This is a genomic window from Bradyrhizobium sp. BRP23 (assembly GCF_020194135.1).
GTDB classification, from domain to species: Bacteria; Pseudomonadota; Alphaproteobacteria; order Rhizobiales; family Xanthobacteraceae; genus Bradyrhizobium; species Bradyrhizobium yuanmingense.
The window spans coordinates 116968-137007 of record NZ_JADYVW010000012.1; the positions used below are offsets into that span (position 1 = coordinate 116968).

The window sequence follows — 20040 nt, forward strand, 5'->3', positions numbered from 1 at the left end:
ATGTGGCGGCGCCTTCCAAGGTCACGGACGCCGGGCTGACGGAACCGCCCGGTGAGGAGCCCTTACATCGAGCCTTGCGCTCGCCGATGCAATAGCAGAAGAACGGCCAGCATGACCGAGAATGGCAAGGCTTCAAGTCGGCCGACTGTCGCGGATCGAGATTCGTCCGCGGCAATTGCCGTCGATCACCTCGTCAAGGTCTACAAGCAGACCCGCGCCGTCGACGACATCTCCTTCTCGCTGCCGCGCGGCAGCATCACCGGGCTGCTCGGCGGCAACGGCGCCGGCAAGACCACGACCATCGCGATGATCATGGGCTTGGTGCTGCCGACCTCCGGCCGCGTGCAGGTGCTCGGTCACGAGATGCCGGACGAGAGTGCGTCCGTGCTGGGGCGGATGAATTTCGAAAGCCCCTATGTCGACATGCCGATGCGGCTCACGGTGCGGCAGAACCTCACTGTGTTCGGCAAGCTCTATGCGGTGAAGAACCTCACTGAGCGCATTGCCAGGCTCGCCGCCGATCTCGACCTCGGCGATTTCATCGACCGCGCCAACGGCAAGCTCTCCGCCGGGCAGAAGACCCGCGTTGCGCTGGCAAAGGCGCTGATCAACCAGCCGGAGCTGCTCTTGCTGGACGAGCCGACCGCCTCGCTCGACCCCGATACCGCCGATTGGGTGCGGGCGCATCTGGAGCGGTATCGCCGGGACAACAACGCCACCATTCTCCTCGCCTCGCACAACATGCTCGAGGTCGAGCGGCTCTGCGACCGCGTCATCATCATGAAGCGCGGCCGCATCGAGGACGACGACACGCCCGAGGCGATCATGGCCCGCTACAACCGCACCACGCTGGAGGAGGTGTTTCTCGACGTCGCCCGCGGCCGGGCAAACGGGGCGAAGGAGGCGGTGAGGTGAGGGAGAGCTGTAATCGTAACTTCAATGGAGCGACGTCATTCCGGGGCGCGCGGAGCGCGAGCCCGGAATCCATAACCACAGGCGGCAGCTGTGAGGCGAGACTGGTAAATCCGAGTCTTCGCCAAATTCAATCCTGTGATTATGGATCCCGGGTTCGCGACTACGTCGCGCCCCGGGATGACACTTTCCATCCCGGCCACGGGGTACGGCCATGACCGAGCTCTCCCTCCACCGCGGCATCTCGCTCCACCGCATCGGCGCGATGATCCTGCGCTATTGGTATCTGCTGCTGTCGTCCTGGCCGCGGCTGCTCGAGCTGCTCTATTGGCCGGCGCTGCAGGTCATCACCTGGGGCTTTCTCCAGTATTACATCGCCGAGAACGCCAATTTCTTCGCGCGCGCCGGCGGCACGCTGATCGGCGCCGTCATCCTCTGGGACATCCTGTTCCGCGGCCAGCTCGGCTTCTCCATCTCGTTCCTGGAGGAGATGTGGGCGCGCAACCTCGGCAATCTCATGATGAGCCCCTTGAGGCCGATCGAGTTTCTGTTGGCGCTCATGGTCATGAGCCTGATCCGGCTTGCGATCGGCATCATTCCGATGACCCTGCTCGCGCTGTTCCTGTTTCACTTCAACATCTATGCCCTCGGCCTGCCCCTGATCGCGTTCTTCTGCAATCTGATCTTCACGAGCTGGTCGGTCGGCATCTTCGTCTCGGGCCTCGTGGTGCGTAACGGCCTCGGCGCCGAGAGCATCGTCTGGACCTTGATGTTCGCAATCCTGCCGCTTGCCTGCGTCTACTACCCCGTCAGCGTGTTGCCGGTCTGGCTGCAATACGTCGCCTGGGCGTTGCCGCCGACCTATGCCTTCGAGGGCATGCGCGCGCTGCTGATCGAGCAGACCTTTAGGAGCGATCTGATGATGGAGGCGTTGCTCATCAACGCCGTCCTTTTGGTTGCATCTTTTGGGGCATTCCTTGCCCTTTTGCGCAGCGCAAAGCGGCACGGCTCGCTGCTGTCGGGCGGTGAATAAAGTCACTTTCCCGTGGATTCACGCTGATTTGGCGGTTTTCGCCACGTAGATGTACGGAACCATGCATTGACGCAATATTACGCATTCGGCAGTATGCTGCGATGCGAAGAGGAATATGACGATGCCTATTGGTGAGTTCGGCGGCGCACCGCCCCTGGCGGCAGAAGGCAGTCCGGTCCTGACGACGCCGATGTACTGGATGTACGAGATGGCGCACGCCTCTCTCAATCCGGCGCGTGCGGTCACCGACGCGACCAAGCTGCTGTTTCAGAACCCCCTCAATCCCTGGTCGCGCACCGAGGTCGGCAAGTCGGTCGCCGCGGCCTGCGAATTGTTCGAGCGCACCACGCGCCGCTACGGCAAGCCGGAATGGGGTCTCAACGACACCGAGGTCAACGGCATCCGCGTCCCCGTCGAGATCCGCTCGGTCTGGGAAAAGCCGTTCTGCAAGCTGCTCTACTTCGATCGCAAGTTCGCCCGTCCGCTGCGCAGCCCGCAGCCGCGCGTGCTGATCGTGGCGCCGATGTCCGGCCATTATGCGACGCTGCTGCGCGGCACGGTCGAAGCCTTCCTGCCGGCGCATGAGGTCTACATCACCGACTGGGCCGATGCCCGCATGGTGCCCTTGAGCGAGGGCCGCTTCGATCTCGACGACTACATCGACTATGTCATCGAGATGCTGCATGTGCTCGGCGGCAACACTCACGTGATGGCGGTGTGCCAGCCCTCCGTGCCCGTCGTCGCGGCGGTCTCGATCATGGAAGCGCGGCGCGATCCGTTCGTGCCGACCTCAATGACGCTGATGGGCGGCCCGATCGACACCCGCCGCAATCCGACAGCGGTGAACAATCTCGCCCAGGAGCGCGGCATCGACTGGTTCCGCAACCACGTCATCACCAAAGTGCCGTTCCCGCATCCGGGCATGATGCGCGACGTCTATCCAGGATTCTTGCAGCTCAACGGCTTCATCAGCATGAATCTCGACCGGCACATGGATGCCCACAAGCAGCTGTTTGCCCATCTGGTGAAAGGCGACGGCGATCTCGCCGACAAGCATCGCGACTTCTACGACGAATATCTCGCAGTGATGGATCTGTCGGCCGAGTATTACCTGCAGACCGTCCACACCGTGTTCGTGAAGCACTCGTTGCCGAAGGGCGAGATGACCCATCGCGGAACCCGCGTCGATCCTTCCAAGGTCAAGCGCGTCGCGTTGATGACGGTGGAAGGCGAGAACGACGACATCTCCGGTCTCGGTCAGACCGAGGCGACGCACAAATTGTGCAGCGCGATTCCCGATCATCGCCGCGTTCATTACGTCCAGAAGGGCGTCGGACATTACGGCGTGTTCAATGGATCGCGTTTCAAGTCGGAGATCGTGCCACGGATTCACGACTTCATGGTTTCGGCTGCGAATCCTGCTTCGTTGCAGGCGCTTGCGGCTGAATAACCTCGAATTTCGGCTTTCCCGTCGAAATTTCGGCCCCTGTCGCGGCCTCCGGCGGGCGCAACTCCACGCCAGATTCGCGGTATTTAGGTAGCTTTATAGGAGTGAGTCTGCCCTCACCCCTTGGGGGTGTTGCATGCGTCCAGCGGGGGCGAAAAAAGCCGGTTCCAACCCCAGTCTGTAGGGTCTCCCGGACGCCTGACCGCTGTATATTGGGCAAATGATTTGTTTTTGCGCCGAGCGCTTCCCATGGCGGCGGTTATGGCAGAATCCGGGCGCCCTCCTGCCCCCCGGACTGACAGACATGGCCACCCGCGCACTCCTTTATCGTAGGCCCCACGAACCGAAGACCCTCGTCATCACCCACGGATCGCAATTTTTTGCGATTCGGCTGCGCCGGCACCGCCGCGCGCGCCGTTACACGCTCAGAATCCATCCGAGCGACCGCGAAGCCATCCTCACCATGCCGCCGCGCGGCACGCTTGCGGAGGCCAAGGACTTCGCACAGCGTCACGGTGCGTGGATCGCAGCGCGCCTCGGCCGCTTGCCGAAGGCCGCACCGTTCCAGCCGGGCACGGTGATACCGCTGCGCGGGACGCCGCATCGCATCGTTCATCGCGCCGGCACCCGCGGCACGGTGTGGACCGAGGTGCGTGACAGCGGTGAGCGCATTCTCTGCGTCGCCGGCGGCCTCGAGCATGTCGATCGGCGCGTCAGCGATTTCCTAAAGCGCGAGGCGCGCCGCGACCTGCAGCGCTCGGCGGAGGTCTACGCGGCCGAGCTCGGGGTCAGGGTCAAGCGCCTCTCGATCCGCGATCAGTCCAGCCGCTGGGGCTCCTGCACCTCGGCCGGCTCGCTGTCGTTCTCCTGGCGGCTGATCCTCGCCCCGCCCTTCGTGCTCGACTACCTCGCCGCGCACGAAGTCGCCCATCTCGTCGAGATGAACCACTCGCCGCGCTTCTGGCGCGTCTGCGGCAAGGTCTGCCCGTCGATGGAGCGCGCCAAGAAGTGGCTCGACACGTACGGGAATGATCTGCACCGGTATGGCGTCGAGGATTAGTTCCTCGCAGATCAGGCCGCGCTCCCAGCGCTGTCATCGCCCGCGAAGGCGGGCGATCCAGTACGCCGCAGCAGCCGTTATGAATCTCGATGCCTCGGAGTACTGGATTCCCCGCCTTCGCGGGGAATGACAGGAGAGAGTGGGCAGGCATCACCGCTCCATTCTCGCCACACTTCGCGACGATTGCGCCGCTTGCCTGATTAATCCCGGCGCATCAACCGCTTCGCAGCATCCAGCGCGCATCGCGCCGGACCTCGTCTTCTACTGTGCATGGGGTTGTTTTCGCAGTTTGTGCTTTGAGGCCCGAAGGGTCCCAACCCACAACTACCGATTCCCGCCGAACAGCCGGTCCATCAGCCAGCCATCGAGCCCGGCTGCCGCCTCGGGGCGCACATTGGCGCGCGTCGGAGGCGGCGGGCGATAGCCGCCGGCGTTCGGTTGTGGCGGTGCCGCGGGCGTCGGCGGCGACACCTGCGAGGCCGCCTGCGCGAGGTTCGACAGGCCCCAGCCGCCGGGTGAGCTCGGCAACGCCGCCACCGGCACGCCCTCGTGCGCGGCCTTCATGAAGCGCGACCAGACTTCGACCGGCAGGCCGCCGCCGGTCGCCTTCTTGGTCGGCGAGTTGTCGTCGTTGCCGAGCCAGACGCCGGTGACGAGACTCGCGGTGTAGCCGATAAACCAGGCGTCGCGATAATCCTGGCTGGTGCCGGTTTTGCCCGCCGCCGGCCAGCCCGGGATCTCCGCCTTCTTGGCAGTGCCCGAAACAAGCGTCTCCCGCATCATCGCGTTCATCATGCCGACATGGCGGGGGTCGATGACCTGGTTGCGCTCCTCCGCCTGGCGCATGTAGAGCAGCTTGCCGCTGACTGTCCTGATCCTTGTGACGACATGCGGCGCCACGGCGAGGCCGCCATTGGCGAACGGCGCATAGGCGCCGACCAGCTCGACCATGGAGACTTCGGAGGTGCCGAGCGCGATCGAGGCGTTGGGCTCGAGCTTGGAGGAGATGCCGAGGCGGTGTGCGGTGCGCACCACGTTCTTCGGCCCGACCTCGAGGCCAAGACGGATCGCGACGGTGTTGAGCGACATCGCCAGCGCCTGGGTCAGCGTCACCGCGCCGAAATATTCATGGGTGTAGTTCTCAGGACGCCAGCCCTTGACCTCGATCGGCGCGTCCTGGCGCATGGTGTCGGGCGTCAGCCCCTGCTCGAGCGCGGTCAGGTACACGAACGGCTTGAACGAGGAGCCCGGCTGACGTTTTGCGGTGACCGCGCGGTTGTACTGGCTGTCGGAATAGTTCCGCCCGCCCACCATGGCGCGCACTGCGCCGTCGGGCGTCATGGCGACCAGCGCGCCCTGGCTGACGTTGAACTTCACGCTCTTGGCCGCGAGCTCGTCGATGATGGCGGCTTCCGCCACGCTCTGCAGTTTCGGATCGATCGTGGTCTCGACCTTGATGCTCTCGTCGATCTGCCCGACCAGATCGTCCAGCACCTCGCCGATCCAGTCGGCGACATAGTTCACCGTGCCGGCGCCGGCCGGCTTCACGTTGTAGGAGGGATGGCCGATCGAGGCCTTCGCCTGCGCGTCGGTGATGAACTTCGCATCCGCCATCGCCGCGAGCACGATCTGGGCCCGCGCTTCGGCACCTTCCGGATTGCGGTTCGGGGCAAGGCGGGATGGCGACTTGACGAGGCCGGCCAGCATCGCGGCTTCCGCGACCGTCACGGCCTTCGCCGACTTGCCGAAATATTTCTGCGCTGCCGCCTCGACGCCGTAGGCGCCGGAGCCGAAATAGACGCGGTTGAGATAAAGCTCCAGGATCTCGTCCTTGGAATGCTTGCGCTCCAGCCAGATCGCGAGCTCCACCTCCTGCAGCTTGCGCCGGATAGTGCGCTCCTGGGTCAGGAACAGGTTCTTCGCGAGCTGCTGCGTCAAGGTCGAGCCGCCCTGCGAGACGCCGCGATGAAGCAAATTGGTGACGAGCGCGCGCAGGATGCCGACCGGGTCGATGCCGAAATGCGAATAGAAGCGGCGATCCTCGATCGCGATGAACGCCTTGGGCAAATACGGCGGCAGATCCTTCAGCGCGACATTGGCGCCGGCCATCTCGCCGCGCTGGGCCAGAATGCTGCCGTCGATGCCGACGATCTGGATCGTTGGCGGGCGCTTCGGGATCTCCAGCGACTGGATCGGCGGCAGATGCGCGCCGACATAGATCACGACGCCGATCACCGCGATGACGCCCCACAGGCTCAGCACCGCGCCCCAATAGACAAGGCGGCCGAGACCGAACCCGCCACGCGACTTCGCTCGACGCTTGGCGCCGCTGCGGCCGGCTGGCGCCTTGCGCTCGCGCGGCGGCTCGGTGCCGGCATCCTCGCTCTTGCGCTTGGCGGATGGTTTCGCGGATTTCTTCGGCTTGTCGTCGCCGCCGGGAACGCGGTCTGCCGGCGTGAGGCGCAGATCGGCGAGCGCCGCGGGCAAGCCGAACAGCGGCTCCTTCCGCGCACCCTTTTTCTTTCCCCACGCCATACGCAAAACGCCCGGTCAGCCCGCCCCGCCGAGACGCTAGCGGTCGCTGTTTAAGGCCGGGTTACCCCGGCGTTAACGCACGATTAGGAGATGCGGCATTCGCCGGCCGCAGTTCCGCTTCCGGGGCCGCAAGGCTAGGATCGCTCGTATCAATAAGATGAGGGAGCGCCATGGGCCATATCGATCCGACCAAGGAGATCTTCGCGCAATTCCGGGAGAACGATCGGCCGGGCCCGATCCACATGCTCAACCTGGTGCGCCTGCGCAAAGAGGCGGCCTATCCCGACGGCCGCAAGGCCAGCGGCGCGGAAGCCTATGCGGCCTATGGCCGCGAAAGCGGCCCGGTGTTCGAACGGCTCGGCGGCCGCATCGTCTGGCAGGGCAAATTCGAGCTGATGCTGATCGGCCCGCAGGAGGAACGCTGGGACCATTGCTTCATCGCCGAATATCCAACCGTCGCCGCCTTCGTCGAGATGATCCGCGACCCCGTCTATCGTGAGGCGGTGAAGCACCGCCAGGCCGCGGTGGAGGATTCGCGGCTGATCCGGCACGCCGTGCTGCCGGTCGGGAAGAACTTTGGAGAGATACCGACCTGAACGCCAAGTAGGAGGCTCTCTCGATCGTCATGGCCGGGCTTGACCCGGCCATCCACGGCTTCCTTGACGCCCCAACAACGTGGATGCCCGGGCCTTCGCCTCGCCGAAGCGGCTCCGGCCGCGCAGGCGGGACAAGCCCGGGCATGACGTCGCAGAGGCAGATGCGTTCTAGCCCGACGGGCCGGTGTCCTCGATGATCGGTCCGAACAGCTCCCAGCGCTCGCCGTTGAACTTCATCATCTGCATCTGCTTGTTGACGCGGTAGTCGTTCGGCCCGGTGTTGATCTTGATGCCGGGCAGCGCCAGGCTCGGCGTGTAGCCCTTGATATTGGCGGCCTGCTTCATGATGTTCGCACGCGTCAGATCGTCGCCGCATTGCTTCAAGACCTGCACCAAGAGCTCGGCGACCGAATAGGCGTAGGTGTTGATGGTGTTGAGCTTGTCACCTTCCGGGAAATACTTGTCCATGAAAGCGAAGAAAGCCTTCACGCCGGGATCGTCCTTCCACTGCGGGTCGCTCGGCTCCTTGCCGTAATTGGTCGAGATGATGCCCTTGGAGATGTCGAGGCCTGCCGGCTTCAGCGTCGCCGAAATCGGGCTCGCATTGATGTCGAGGATGTGCACCGGCGTCCAGCCGAGATCGGCAAGCTTCTTGATAGCCTGCGCCGCGAATTTCGGCGTCGAGGCGTTATAGAACAGGTCGACGCCCATCGACTTCAGCTTCACCACCTGCGAGTCGACGGTGGGGTCGGTCACCTCATACGACACCTCGCCGACGATCATGTTGGCCTTGTCGCCGAGGCCGCTCTTGAGGCCGGCAAGATAGTCGCGGCCCATGTCGTCGTTCTGGTAGAGCACGCCGATCTTGGCGTTGGAGTGATTGGCGAGAATGTATTTTGCGTAGATCCGCCCCTCGGACACATAGTTGGGATTGTAAGCGATGGTCCAAGGATAGTTCTGCGGATCGTTGAAGCGCGCGGCGCCGGTCGAGGCCAGCAGCTGAGGTACCTTCTTGCCGTTGAGGTACTTCTGCACGGCGGCGTTCGCGGCTGTGCCGATCAGCTGAAAGGTGAACAGGACCTCGTCGCCCTCGACCAGCTTGCGCACCTGCTCGACGGTCTTCGGCGGCGAATAGGCGTCGTCATACTGGATCAGGTTGATCTTGCGGCCGTTGATGCCGCCCTGATCGTTGATCATCCTGAAATATGCGGCCTGGGTCTTGCCGATATTGGCGTAGACCGAATAGGCGCCGGAGAACGGCACGGTCTGGCCAATCTTGATCTCGGTGTCGCTTGCGCCGGTGTCGTATTTCTTCTGGGCGAGGGCCTGGCTGGTCGAGACTGCGACGGCGAACGCCGCCGTGGCAGCTAAGAAGGCTCTGCGATTGTTCATATTGGAACGTTCCTCCTGACGGAATTATCGGCCGATGGTCTTTCTCCGTTGATTGCAACGGTCGCCATCGCTGCCGAAGATTGTGGAGGAAGCTTCGCCGCAGCGCAAGGATCGCGGCGCTGTGCCGTAGCGTCTCAGGCGAGAAACATCGCAATCAGCGCGATTGCCGCCGGCAGCGCCTGCACGATCAGGATCCGCGTGCTGACGGTCGCCGCGCCATAGGCGCCGGCCACGATCACGCAGAGCAGGAAGAACACCTTGATCTGGAATGCGAAGGCCGGGTTGCCGTGGAACAGGCCCCAGACCAGGCCGGCCGCGAGGAAGCCGTTATAGAGACCCTGATTGGCGGCCAGCACCCTGGTGATCTCGGCCTTCTCGGGCGAATTCCGAAACACCTTCAGGCCCAGCGGCTTGTCCCAGAGAAACATCTCCAGGACGAGGAAGAAGACGTGCAGCGCCGCGACCAGCGCCACCAGGATATTGGCGATCAGGATCAAGGTGAGCTCCCCCAAAAGCATCAGCTTTCGGGTGGACGTTAGCACGGCCGCCGTGGCAAGTGCGATCGATGTGTTTCGATTGCTGGTGCCGCAATGTCCGCTCGATCAACCAAGGTGCCTGAACGCTTCGGTCTCGACCACCTGGCGACGCCGATCGGGATTGCGCTGCTCGTCACCGATGCCGAGGGCAAGCTGCGCGCGCTCGACTGGGAAGACTATGAGCACCGCATGCGCGATCTGCTGCGCCTGCACTATGGCACAGTGGATCTGCGTGATCAGCCTGCGCCGTCGGACATGCGGACCGCACTCTCGCGCTATTTCGACGGTGATCTCGGTCAGCTCCAGAGCATCGCATGGCGTATCGCCGGCACGCCGTTCCAGCAAAAAGTCTGGACCGCGCTCGCGCAGATCCCCGCCGGCACCACGATGAGTTACGGCGCGCTCGCCGCGAAGATCGACATGCCCAGGGCGATACGAGCCGTCGGCCACGCCAACGGCTCAAATCCGATCAGTGTGGTGCTCCCGTGCCATCGCCTGATCGGAGCGGACGGTTCGCTGGTGAAGTATGGTGGTGGCCTCGAGCGGAAGAGATGGCTGCTGCGGCACGAGGGGGTGGAGGTTTGACGCGCAGCTCAGATGCTGTTCGGGTTAATGCGCGGATCCCCTGTTTCCAGTCAACCCATTCCTCTGCGTCTCGAAGCGAAACAAAGTCGGCGATCGGAATGTCTGTTAGGTCAGCGCGCCGTTCGATCACACGCCATCCGCCCTGTTCGAGGCGCTGGATTATGTAAGATTCGACCGGAAGGTAATCAGTCATTGCGGCTGAGCCTTTTGGGATTGCGAGGCTGGTTCAAGCCGCCGGCTGCACCGCCTTGTCGCCGGCCATCACATGGGTCAGCGCGCTCTTGATCGCGGCCTGGCGCGTCGGCGCGTTGATCTGCGCGCCCAGCAGGTCGGTGACGTAGAACACGTCGCGCGCGCGCTCGCCGAAGGTCGCGACATGGGCCGAGGCGATGTTGAGATTGAGCTTGGAGATCGCGGTGGTCAGCTCGTAGAGCAGGCCGGGCCGGTCGAGCCCGGAGACCTCGATCACGGTGTAGCGATCGGACCATTGGTTGTTGATCGTCACCTCTGGTTCGATCACGAAAGGCTTCGCCTTGCTGCGCACGGTGCGCCGCGCCACCACTTCCGGCAGGCGCAGCTTGCCCTCCAGCACGTCCTCGATCATCTCGCCGATGCGCGTGGCGCGCCGTCCCTCGTCCTCGTCGCGGTCGTATTCGCGCGAGATCGAGATGGTGTCGAGCGCGCGGCCGTCGGTCGTGGTGTAGATCTGGGCGTCGACGATGTTGGCGCCGGCCGAGGCGCAGGCGCCCGCGATGATCGACAGCAGCCAGGGATGGTCGGCGGCGAAGATCGTCAGCTCGGTGACGCCGCGCACCTCGTCGAAACCGACATTGATCGCGAGCTTGTGGCCGGCCTGCTCGCTGGAGCGGACGAAGCGGGCGTGCCGGATCTTGCGCGGCAGCTCGACCTTGAGCCAGTAGGCCGGATAGTGCCGGCCGATATAGGCGTCGAGCTCGTCGTTCGGCCATTCGGCGAAGGCCATGCGGAATTCGGCGTGCGCAGCGGCGAGGCGCTTGCCGCGGTCGACCTCTGAGAAGCCGCCGGTCAGCACCGGCTCGGTCTCGTAGTATAGCGAGCGCAAGAGCTGCGCCTTCCAGCCGTTCCACACGCCAGGGCCGACGCCGCGGATGTCGGCGGTGGTCAGGATGGTCAAGAGCTTCATCTGCTCCACAGACTGCACCACGGCAGCGAAATTCTCGATGGTCTTGCGATCGGAGAGGTCGCGCGACTGCGCGACCGTGGACATCGTCAGGTGCTCCTCGATCAGCCAGGCCACGAGCTCGGTGTCGGCCGGGCTGAAGCCGAGCCGCGGGCAGAGCCGCCGCGCCACCTTGGCGCCGGCGATGGAGTGGTCCTCGGGACGGCCCTTGGCGACGTCGTGCAGCAGCGTTGCGATGTAGATCACCGCGCGGTGCTCGGGCCGGATCTTGCGGAACAGGTCGCTCGCCAGCGCGAACTCCTCGATGCCGCCGCGCTCGATGTCCTGGAGGAAGCCGATGCAGCGGATCAGGTGCTCGTCGACGGTGTAGTGATGATACATGTTGAACTGCATCATCGAGACGATCTTGCCGAAGGCGCGGATGAAGTGACCGAGCACGCCGGTCTCGTTCATCCGCCGCAGCACGATCTCGGCATTGTCCGAGGTCAGGATCTCCATGAACAGCCGGTTGGCCTCGGGATTTTCGCGCAAGCCCGCATTGATCAGGCCGAGCGAGCGCGTCACGTCGCGCATCGCATCCGGATGGAAGGCAAGGTTGTTCTTCTGCGCGAGGCGGAAGATGCGGATCAGATTGACCGGGTCGTGCTTGAACACGTCGGGCGCGGCAACATTGATGCGGTTGTTGTCGACGATGAAGTCGTCGCTGTCGGGGACGCGCCGCTTCACTGCGCTCGGTCGCAGCCGCGCCATCACCCGGCTCAGCACCGGCGCGGGCTTGGCCTGCTGGTCCTCGAGCTTGGCGCAGAGGATGGCGGTGAGGTTGCCGACTTCCTTGGCGACCAGGAAGTAGTGCTTCATGAAGCGCTCGACGTCCTGCATGCCCGGATGCGAGGTGTAGCCGAGACGTATCGCGATCTCGCGCTGGAGGTCGAAGGAGAGGCGCTCCTCGGCGCGACCAGAGTAGAAATGCAGATTGCAGCGCACCGACCAGAGGAAGTCGGCGCAGCGGCGGAAGGTGCGATATTCCTGCGCGTCGAACACGCCGCGCCCGACCAGCTCGTGGGTGTCGCGGACGCGGTAGACGTATTTGGCGATCCAGAACAGTGTGTGCAGGTCGCGCAAGGCCCCCTTGCCGTCCTTGACGTTGGGCTCGACCAGATAACGCGACTGGCCGCCGCGGCGGTGGCGCTCCTCGCGCTCGGCGAGCTTTGCGGTGACGAATTCGGACGCGGTGCCCTGCACCACTTCCTTGTCGAAGCGCTCGACCAGCTCGTCGTAGAGCGGCTTGTCGCCGGTCAGGAAACGCGTCTCCAGGATCGCGGTCCGGATGGTCATGTCGCCGCGCGCCTGCCGGATCGATTCATCGACCGATCGCGTGGCGTGGCCGACCTTCAACCCCATGTCCCAGAGGCAATAGAGAATGGCTTCGGCGACCTGCTCGCCCCAGGCGGTCTGCTTGTAGGGCAGGATGAAGAGCAGATCGATGTCCGATTCCGGCGCCATCAGCCCGCGGCCGTAGCCGCCGGTCGCCACCACCGCCATGCGCTCGGCGCCGCTCGGGATCGGCGAGCGGTAGAGATGGCGCGTCGCGGCCGAATACAGGATGCGGATGATCTCGTCCTGCACGTGGCACAGCCGCTCGGCGCAGCGGCGGCCGTGGCGGTCCTTCAGAAGGATCGCCTGGGCGGCGGCGCGCGCGGCGATCAGCTCCGCCTTGAGCAATAGCGCCATCGCCGTGCGGAACGCGTCCTCGCGCCCCTCGTGCTTCTCGGCAAGCGCATCGACCGCGGCGGTGATCCGCGCGGTATCGAAGCGCTCGTCCACCTGTGGCTTCTGCTCAGTCGCGACGCTGTCCATGTCTTACCGGATATAAGAGGTGACAGGCGCTGTCACGAGACATTCGCAAGGGACGATCGGCGAGTTTCGCCGTGCAGATGAATCGGCTTCGATATCGATATCGGCGCCTGGGGTAACGTCATGAATGTGCTCAGATTTTTCTCCTGGATCCCGGCTGGTCATGACTGCCTCCATCAATCATGGGCTGACACAAAACCAATCGCGCTCTATACCGCTCATCGATATCCCCGGGAGAGAACAAGATGGACGCTGCAGAGCTGCGCCAGATGCAGGCCCCGATCAAGGAGCGCTACAAGACCGATCCCAAGGCTGCGCTGATCACGCTGAAGGCCAAGGGCTCCACCGATAGCGAAGGCATCGCGTGCAAGGTCGAGACCGGCCGCGCTATCGCGATGGCCGGCCTGCATCCGGGCACAGGCGGTTCCGGCCTCGAGCTCTGCTCCGGCGACATGCTGCTCGAAGCCCTGGTCGCCTGTGCCGGCGTCACGCTGAAATCGGTCGCGACCGCGATCGAGGTGCCCTTGAAGACCGGCAACGTCTACGCCGAGGGCGATCTCGATTTCCGCGGCACGCTCGGCATCGACAAGGAGACCCCGGTCGGCTTCGCCGAGATCCGCCTGCGCTTCGAGGTCGACACGTCAGCGCCGCAGGACAAGCTCGATCTGCTGCTCAAGCTCACCGAGCGGTATTGCGTGGTCTATCAGACCATCAAGAACGGCCCGAAGGTTTCGGTGTCGATGCAAAGGATGTAAGACGCAGGTCGTCATTCCACCGATTGGTGTCGTCCCGGGGCGCGCCGCTTGGCGCGAGCCCGGGACCCATAATCCCCGGCCGTCGGGATTTTCGGACGGTCGTTGCTCCTAGCTCTTAAGCCACCATGGCCTGTGGTTATGGATTCCGGGCTCGCGCTTCGCGCGCCCCGGAATGACAGATAAAATGTCCCTCGACCTCCACTTCCTCCTCTTCCTGCTCCTGCGCATGGCGATCGCGGCGGCGTTCGTGGTGACGGCGTCGATCATCACCGAGCGCTCCGGACCGGTGATCGGCGCGCTGATCGCGACCCTGCCGGTCTCGGCCGGGCCGTCCTACGTCTTCCTTGCGATCGATCATGACGCCGCGTTCGTCGCCCAGGGCGCGCTGGCGAGCCTGCCGGTCAATGCGGCAACGATCTTGATGTGCCTCACTTACGTTGTGCTGTCGCAGCGGCACGCTCTCGTGGTAAGCTGCGGAAGCGCTTTCGCGGTATGGATCGGGATGGCCTCGATCATCCGCCAGTTCGACTGGTCGCTCGCCGCGGGGCTCGCCGCCAATCTGATCGCGTTCGGCATCTGCATTCCACTGCTCGCGCGCTATCGCCATGCGAAGATGCCGCTGGTGACGCGCCGCTGGTACGATGTGCCGATGCGCGCTGCGCTGGTTGCGACCCTTGTCGCCATCGTGGTTTCGACATCGAGTTGGGTCGGCCCGCGCATCAGCGGCATCATTGCACTCTTTCCCGTGGTGTTCTCCAGCATCATGGTCATCCTGCATCCGCGCATCGGTGGACCGCCGACCGCTGCCGTGCTCGCCAACTCCGCCTGGGGCCTGCTCGGATTTGGCATGGCGATTGCGGTCCTGCACGTTGCAGTCGTGTGGTTCGGCTCCGCCGCCGGCTTGTGCCTCGCGCTCGCAACCTGCGTGGCATGGAATCTGACGCTGTGGAGAATAGGACGGCGCGCCTTGCGCCGCACGCGGCCGATGCCGTGAGACTACGGATATGCGCGACGCCACGTCGCGAGAAGCCGATGTGGCCCGCTCGGACCAACCGTTGAATGAGCGCCATCATTTCAAGTCCTGCCGTACTGTTCCGGTGTGAGCTCCAGCGGCTCCTCGCGCTGACATGCTGATAACCCCCGTCGAATTCCCGACAGTAAAATTAGAACTTTGTTCGAGCTTTTGCCGTAAAGAATCAGGCTGCTCGCCCGCTTCGTTGCTGTCCGACCATCGCGACGGACCTTCCAATCGGATCTGGGGGAGACGCAGATTGGAATATGTCAGCACTGCTGCGCGATCAGTTCCTCGATACTGACGAGCATATCCCCCTTCGGCTCAATTCGAGATGGAGATTTCCTGATGTTCGGCCGTAAATTCCACACTGATGCACAATCGCGGCTCGATGCCATCGGCCGTTCGCAGGCGATGATCGAGTTCAATCTTGATGGGACGATCATCACGGCCAACAAGAATTTTCTCGACGCACTCGGCTACCGTCTCGAGGAGATCCTGGGCAAGCATCACTCGATGTTTGTGCCGGCCGACCAGCGCGACAGCGCCGAGTACAAGGCGTTTTGGGCCGCATTGAACCGTGGCGAGTATCAGGCGCGCGAGTTCAAGCGGATCGCGAAAGACGGCCGCGAGGTCTGGATCGAAGCATCCTACAATCCGGTGCTCGACGGCAACGGCAAGACGGTGATGGTCGCCAAGATTGCGACCGACATCACCGAGAAGAAGATCCGCAGCATGACGGACGCCTCCAAGATCGCTGCCATCAGCCGCGCCCAGGCCGTCATCGAGTTCAAGCTCGACGGCACCATCCTCTCGGCCAACGAGAATTTCTGCAAGGCGCTCGGCTATTCGCTCGACGAGATCAAGGGCAAGCATCACAGCCTGTTCGTGGCCGAGGCCGACCGAAACAGCCCGGCCTATCGCGAATTCTGGGCCGCGCTCAACCGCGGCGAATACCAAGCCGGCGAGTTCAAGCGGATCGGCAAGGGCGGCCGCGAGGTCTGGATCCTTGCCTCCTACAATCCGTTGCTCGACGAAAACGGCAAGCCGTACGGCGTGGTCAAGTTCGCGACCGACGTCACCGCGGAGAAGCTGAAGAATGCCGATCTCGCCGGCCAGATCGCGGCGATCGACAAGGCCCAGGCCGTGATCGAGTTCAACATGGACGGCACGATCATCACCGCCAACGCCAACTTTCTCGGCGCGCTCGGCTATTCGCTGGCCGAGATCAAGGGCCGCCACCACAGCATGTTCGTCGAGCCCTCCGAGCGCGACGGTGCCGGCTATCGCGAGTTCTGGGCCGCGCTCAATCGTGGCCAGTACCAGGCGGCGGAGTACAAGCGCATCGGCAAGGGCGGCAAGGAGGTCTACATCCAGGCCTCCTACAATCCGATCCTCGACCTCAACGGCAAGCCGTTCAAGGTCGTGAAATACGCCACCGACGTCACCAAGCAGGTCCTGGTCCGCATGGGCAACGAGCGCGTGCGGGGCATGATGGAATCGGTCGCCGCCGGCTCGGAGGAGCTCAACGCCTCGGTGCGGGAGATCTCCGAGGCCATGACCAAGTCGCGCGAGACCGCGATGGGCGCGGTCGAGCAGGTCGGCGCCGCCGACGCGCAGGCCCAGCGCCTCACCGAGGCCGCGCAGGCGATGAGCGGCATCGTCGAGATGATCAACAACATCACGGGGCAGATCAACCTGCTCGCGCTCAACGCCACGATCGAATCGGCGCGCGCGGGCGAGGCCGGCCGCGGCTTCGCGGTGGTCGCTTCCGAGGTCAAGAGCCTCGCCAACCAGGCCAAGCAGGCGACCGACAAGATCGGCCAGGAGATCGGCAGCCTCAACAGCATCTCCGGCGACGTCGTCAGCGCGCTCGGCTCGATCAAGCAGGCGATCAACAATGTCAGCGAGTACGTGACCTCGACCGCCGCCGCGATCGAGGAGCAGAGCACGGTGACCAACGAGATGTCGACCAGCATGCAGCGCGCCGCCGCGGAAGCCGCGGCGATCGCGGCGCGGGGCTAGGCCGGGCTCGGAATTGCAGGGTGGGCAAAGGTGCGCTCTTTGCGCGCCGTGCCCACCATCTCTCCCCGATCGCTTCATGGAGCGGTGGGCACGCTCCGCTTCGCCCACCCGACGGCACCGTCACTGCTTCGGCAGTTTCGCCTTCAGCGCATACAGAGCATCGAGCGCCTCGCGCGGCGACATCTCGTCGGGGTGCAGCGCCTTCACCGCCTCCATCAGCAGCTCCGCTTCGCTCGGCGGCGCGGCTTCAGTGGCGGCGCGCGAAGGGACAGCGAACAGCGGCAGATCGTCCACCAGGGCTCGTGCGGTCTGGCCGCGGTCCTGCGCCTCCAGCTTGGACAGCACCGATTTGGCGCGCGTGATCACCGCCGGCGGCAGGCCGGCGAGTTTCGCCACCTGGATGCCGTAGGAGCGGTCGGCCGAGCCCGGCAGCACCTCGTGCAGGAACACGACGTTGCCCTGCCATTCCTTCACCCGCACCGTGGCGTTGAACATCCGCGGCAGTTTCGCCGCGAGCGCGGTCAGCTCGTGATAATGCGTCGCGAACAAGGTTCGGCAGCGGTTGCTCTCGTGCAGATGCTCGATCGCGGCCCAGGCGATCGAGAGGCCGTCGAAGGTCGCGGTGCCGCGGCCGATCTCATCGAGGATGACGAGCGAGCGCTCGCCGGCCTGGTTCAGGATCGCCGCGGTCTCGACCATCTCCACCATGAAGGTGGAGCGGCCGCGGGCGAGATCATCGGCGGCGCCGACGCGCGAGAACAGGCGGTCGACGATGCCGATCCGCGCGCGCGTCGCCGGCACGAAGCTGCCGATCTGGGCCATCAAGGCGATCAGCGCGTTCTGGCGCAGGAAGGTCGATTTACCGGCCATGTTGGGACCGGTGAGCAGCCAGAGCTGGCCTGACTTCTGCGCCGGCGCGGGAGAGAGGTCGCAGGCATTGGCGATGAACGGCTCGCCGTTGCGCTTGAGCGCCTGCTCGACCACGGGGTGGCGGCCGGCCTCGATCGCAAAGCTGAGCGAACCGTCGACCTCGGGCCGCACATAGTTCTCGTCCACGGCGAGCTTGGCCAGTGACGTCGCGACGTCGAGCAGCGCAAAGCCTTGCGCCGCGGCGCGCAGATCGTCGCTGATCGCGAGCGCCTTGCCGCAGAGCCGCTCGAAGATCTCGAGCTCGAGGCCGAGCGCGCGGTCGCCGGCATTGGCGATCTTGGCCTCGATCTCCCCTAACTCGGCGGTGGTGAAGCGCACCTGTCCCGCCAGCGTCTGGCGATGGATGAAGGTCGCGTTCAGCGGCGGCGACATCAGCTTGTCGCCGTGCTGGGCGGTGACCTCGACGAAATAGCCGAGCACGTTGTTGTGCCGGATCTTGAGACCCTTCACGCCGGTTTGGTCGGCGTAACGGGCCTGCATCGAGGCCACGACCAGACGCGAGGCATCGCGCAGGTTTCGCGCTTCGTCCAGCGCGGGCGCGTAGCCCTGGCGCACGAAGCCGCCGTCGCGCTTGATCAGCGGCAGCTGCTCGTCGAGCGCGCTGGCGAACTCGGCTGCGAGCGCGCGCGACGGCCTTTGCAGCGCCGCCATCACCGCCGCGATTTCCTGCGGCGGCTGATCCAGTTCGGCGAGCCGCGTCAGCACCTGGTCGGCGGCGATGATGCCGTCGCGGATGCCGGCGAGGTCGCGCGGCCCGCCGCGGCCGACCGAGAGTCTGGCCAGAGCGCGCGACATGTCGGGCGCGCCGCGCAGGATGCTGCGGATGTCCTCGCGCGCGGCGGAATCGGCCACGAAGGTGCTGACCGCGTCTAGCCGCCGCGCGATCGCCGGCGCATCGGTCAGCGGCGCCGCCAGACGCTGCGCCAGCAGGCGGGAGCCTGCCGAGGTCACGGTGCAGTCGATCGCGTCGAGCAGCGAGCCGCGGCGTTCGCCGGCGAGCGTCCGCGTCAGCTCGAGATTGGCGCGCGTCGCCGGATCGATCGCCATGGTCGCACCCGAGGCTTCGCGCGCGGGCGGCGAGAGCGGCGGATGCTTGCCGACCTGGGTGCGGTCGACATAGGTGACGGCGGCGGCCGCCGCGGTGGCCTCCAGTCGCGTCAGCTGCGCGAGCCCGTCCATGGTCGCGACGGCAAAGTAGTCGCAGAGCCGCTTCTCGGCGGTGGCGCCGTCGAAGACGTCGCGAGTCAGCGGTGTCACCGCCGGCAGCTCGCGCAAGGTCTGGCCGAGCTCGTTGTCGCCAAAGAGCGCGTCGGTGACGATCGCCTCGTTCGGGTTGATGCGCGCCAGCGTCGCGGCGAGCTCGCCGCCCGAGACCTCGGTGACCATGAATTCGGCCGTCGAGATGTCGATCCAGGCAAGGCCGAAGCGGTCGCCGCCGGCGGAGGAGCGGGCGCGCGCGATCGCCAGCAGGTAATTATTGGCACGTGCATCCAGCAGCGTGTCCTCGGTCAGCGTGCCCGGCGTCACCAGCCGCACCACGCCGCGGCGTACCACGCTCTTGTTGCCGCGCGCTTTCGCCGCGGCAGGATCCTCGGTCTGCTCGCAGACCGCGACCCGATGCCCGGCGCTGATGAGACGATGCAGATAATCCTCTGAGCGCTCGACCGGCACGCCGCACATCGGGATATCCGCGCCCTGGTGCTTGCCGCGCTTGGTCAGGACGATGCCGAGCGTCCTCGAGGCGATCTCGGCATCCTCGAAGAACAGCTCGTAGAAGTCGCCCATCCGGTAGAACAGCAGCAAGCCCTGATGCGCCGCCTTGATCTCCAGATACTGCTCCATCATCGGCGTGACGCGCGCGGCAGCCTCGGCCTGCGGCGCGGGCGTGTCATCGGCGGGCGGAACTTGTATCGGCTGTTGCATCGTCATGGGCGGCGCAACCTACAAAATTTCGGCACCTGCTCCTATTTGCTTTGCCGGGGAAGCGAAGGTTTTCCACGTTGTCCGTGTAGCGCATGCGGCTGCCACATTTTCCGCCGTCATTCCGGGATGCGCCGGAACGGCGCAGGCCCCGAATCCATCGGGCCGCACGTCACGCCGACAAATGGATTCCGGGTTTGCGCCAAATGGCGCGCCCCGGAATGACGTCTGCTCCGCGAAACCGTCAATTGACCTGCCGCGGGCGCCCTCCTAAAACTCCGCCGACATT

At 64.8% G+C, this 20040-nt stretch carries 14 protein-coding genes; 9 read left to right on the top strand and 5 right to left on the bottom strand.

Annotation, left to right across the window (positions count from 1 at the left end; translation table 11 throughout):
• The first annotated feature begins 111 nt into the window (after positions 1 to 111).
• The 4 genes from I6F24_RS28295 to I6F24_RS28310 all read left to right on the top strand — a co-directional run bounded on the left by I6F24_RS28295 (position 112) and on the right by I6F24_RS28310 (position 4452).
• A complete protein-coding gene (locus tag I6F24_RS28295; RefSeq protein WP_036023980.1) occupies positions 112 to 915 on the top strand; it encodes an ABC transporter ATP-binding protein in 804 nt (267 codons plus the stop codon).
• 211 nt (positions 916 to 1126) lie between these two features.
• Positions 1127 to 1945: an ABC transporter permease gene (locus I6F24_RS28300; RefSeq protein WP_036002338.1), complete on the top strand. Its 819-nt coding sequence runs from the start codon at positions 1127 to 1129 to the stop codon at positions 1943 to 1945.
• Positions 1946 to 2066: 121 nt separating this feature from the next.
• Complete coding sequence (gene phaZ, locus I6F24_RS28305; RefSeq protein ID WP_225152379.1) at positions 2067 to 3395, top strand: polyhydroxyalkanoate depolymerase; 1329 nt, start codon at positions 2067 to 2069, stop codon at positions 3393 to 3395.
• A gap of 217 nt (positions 3396 to 3612) precedes the next feature.
• Entirely contained in the window at positions 3613 to 4452 is an 840-nt protein-coding gene (locus I6F24_RS28310; RefSeq protein ID WP_036023974.1) for a SprT family zinc-dependent metalloprotease, read from the top strand.
• A gap of 324 nt (positions 4453 to 4776) precedes the next feature.
• Here I6F24_RS28310 and I6F24_RS28315 read toward each other — a convergent pair whose 3' ends face one another.
• Complete coding sequence (locus tag I6F24_RS28315; RefSeq protein ID WP_036023971.1) at positions 4777 to 6987, bottom strand: penicillin-binding protein 1A; 2211 nt, start codon at positions 6985 to 6987, stop codon at positions 4777 to 4779.
• 170 nt (positions 6988 to 7157) lie between these two features.
• Between I6F24_RS28315 and I6F24_RS28320 the strand changes: the two genes are divergently transcribed.
• Positions 7158 to 7583 (top strand): DUF1330 domain-containing protein, encoded by a 426-nt coding sequence (locus I6F24_RS28320; RefSeq protein ID WP_036002330.1) that lies wholly within the window; start codon positions 7158 to 7160, stop codon positions 7581 to 7583.
• 168 nt (positions 7584 to 7751) lie between these two features.
• Here I6F24_RS28320 and I6F24_RS28325 read toward each other — a convergent pair whose 3' ends face one another.
• Both I6F24_RS28325 and I6F24_RS28330 read right to left on the bottom strand, forming a co-directional pair.
• Positions 7752 to 8975 (bottom strand): ABC transporter substrate-binding protein, encoded by a 1224-nt coding sequence (locus tag I6F24_RS28325; protein WP_225152311.1) that lies wholly within the window; start codon positions 8973 to 8975, stop codon positions 7752 to 7754.
• 134 nt (positions 8976 to 9109) lie between these two features.
• Positions 9110 to 9493: a DUF1304 domain-containing protein gene (locus tag I6F24_RS28330; RefSeq protein WP_081494490.1), complete on the bottom strand. Its 384-nt coding sequence runs from the start codon at positions 9491 to 9493 to the stop codon at positions 9110 to 9112.
• A gap of 72 nt (positions 9494 to 9565) precedes the next feature.
• Between I6F24_RS28330 and I6F24_RS28335 the strand changes: the two genes are divergently transcribed.
• Positions 9566 to 10096: a methylated-DNA--[protein]-cysteine S-methyltransferase gene (locus I6F24_RS28335; RefSeq protein ID WP_225152313.1), complete on the top strand. Its 531-nt coding sequence runs from the start codon at positions 9566 to 9568 to the stop codon at positions 10094 to 10096.
• A gap of 226 nt (positions 10097 to 10322) precedes the next feature.
• Here I6F24_RS28335 and I6F24_RS28340 read toward each other — a convergent pair whose 3' ends face one another.
• The gene (locus I6F24_RS28340) at positions 10323 to 13112 is read right to left on the bottom strand and encodes a [protein-PII] uridylyltransferase (RefSeq protein WP_109142080.1); all 2790 of its coding nucleotides are present in this window, start codon (positions 13110 to 13112) and stop codon (positions 10323 to 10325) included.
• 242 nt (positions 13113 to 13354) lie between these two features.
• Between I6F24_RS28340 and I6F24_RS28345 the strand changes: the two genes are divergently transcribed.
• From I6F24_RS28345 to I6F24_RS28355, 3 genes are all read left to right on the top strand, one after another.
• Positions 13355 to 13864 (top strand): OsmC family protein, encoded by a 510-nt coding sequence (locus I6F24_RS28345; RefSeq protein ID WP_036002314.1) that lies wholly within the window; start codon positions 13355 to 13357, stop codon positions 13862 to 13864.
• A gap of 184 nt (positions 13865 to 14048) precedes the next feature.
• Entirely contained in the window at positions 14049 to 14858 is an 810-nt protein-coding gene (locus I6F24_RS28350; protein ID WP_225152315.1) for a hypothetical protein, read from the top strand.
• Between the two features lie 366 nt (positions 14859 to 15224).
• Entirely contained in the window at positions 15225 to 16901 is a 1677-nt protein-coding gene (locus tag I6F24_RS28355) for a PAS domain-containing methyl-accepting chemotaxis protein (protein WP_225130567.1), read from the top strand.
• A gap of 120 nt (positions 16902 to 17021) precedes the next feature.
• Here I6F24_RS28355 and mutS read toward each other — a convergent pair whose 3' ends face one another.
• Positions 17022 to 19760 (bottom strand): DNA mismatch repair protein MutS, encoded by a 2739-nt coding sequence (gene mutS / locus I6F24_RS28360; protein ID WP_225152317.1) that lies wholly within the window; start codon positions 19758 to 19760, stop codon positions 17022 to 17024.
• Positions 19761 to 20040 lie beyond the last annotated feature (280 nt).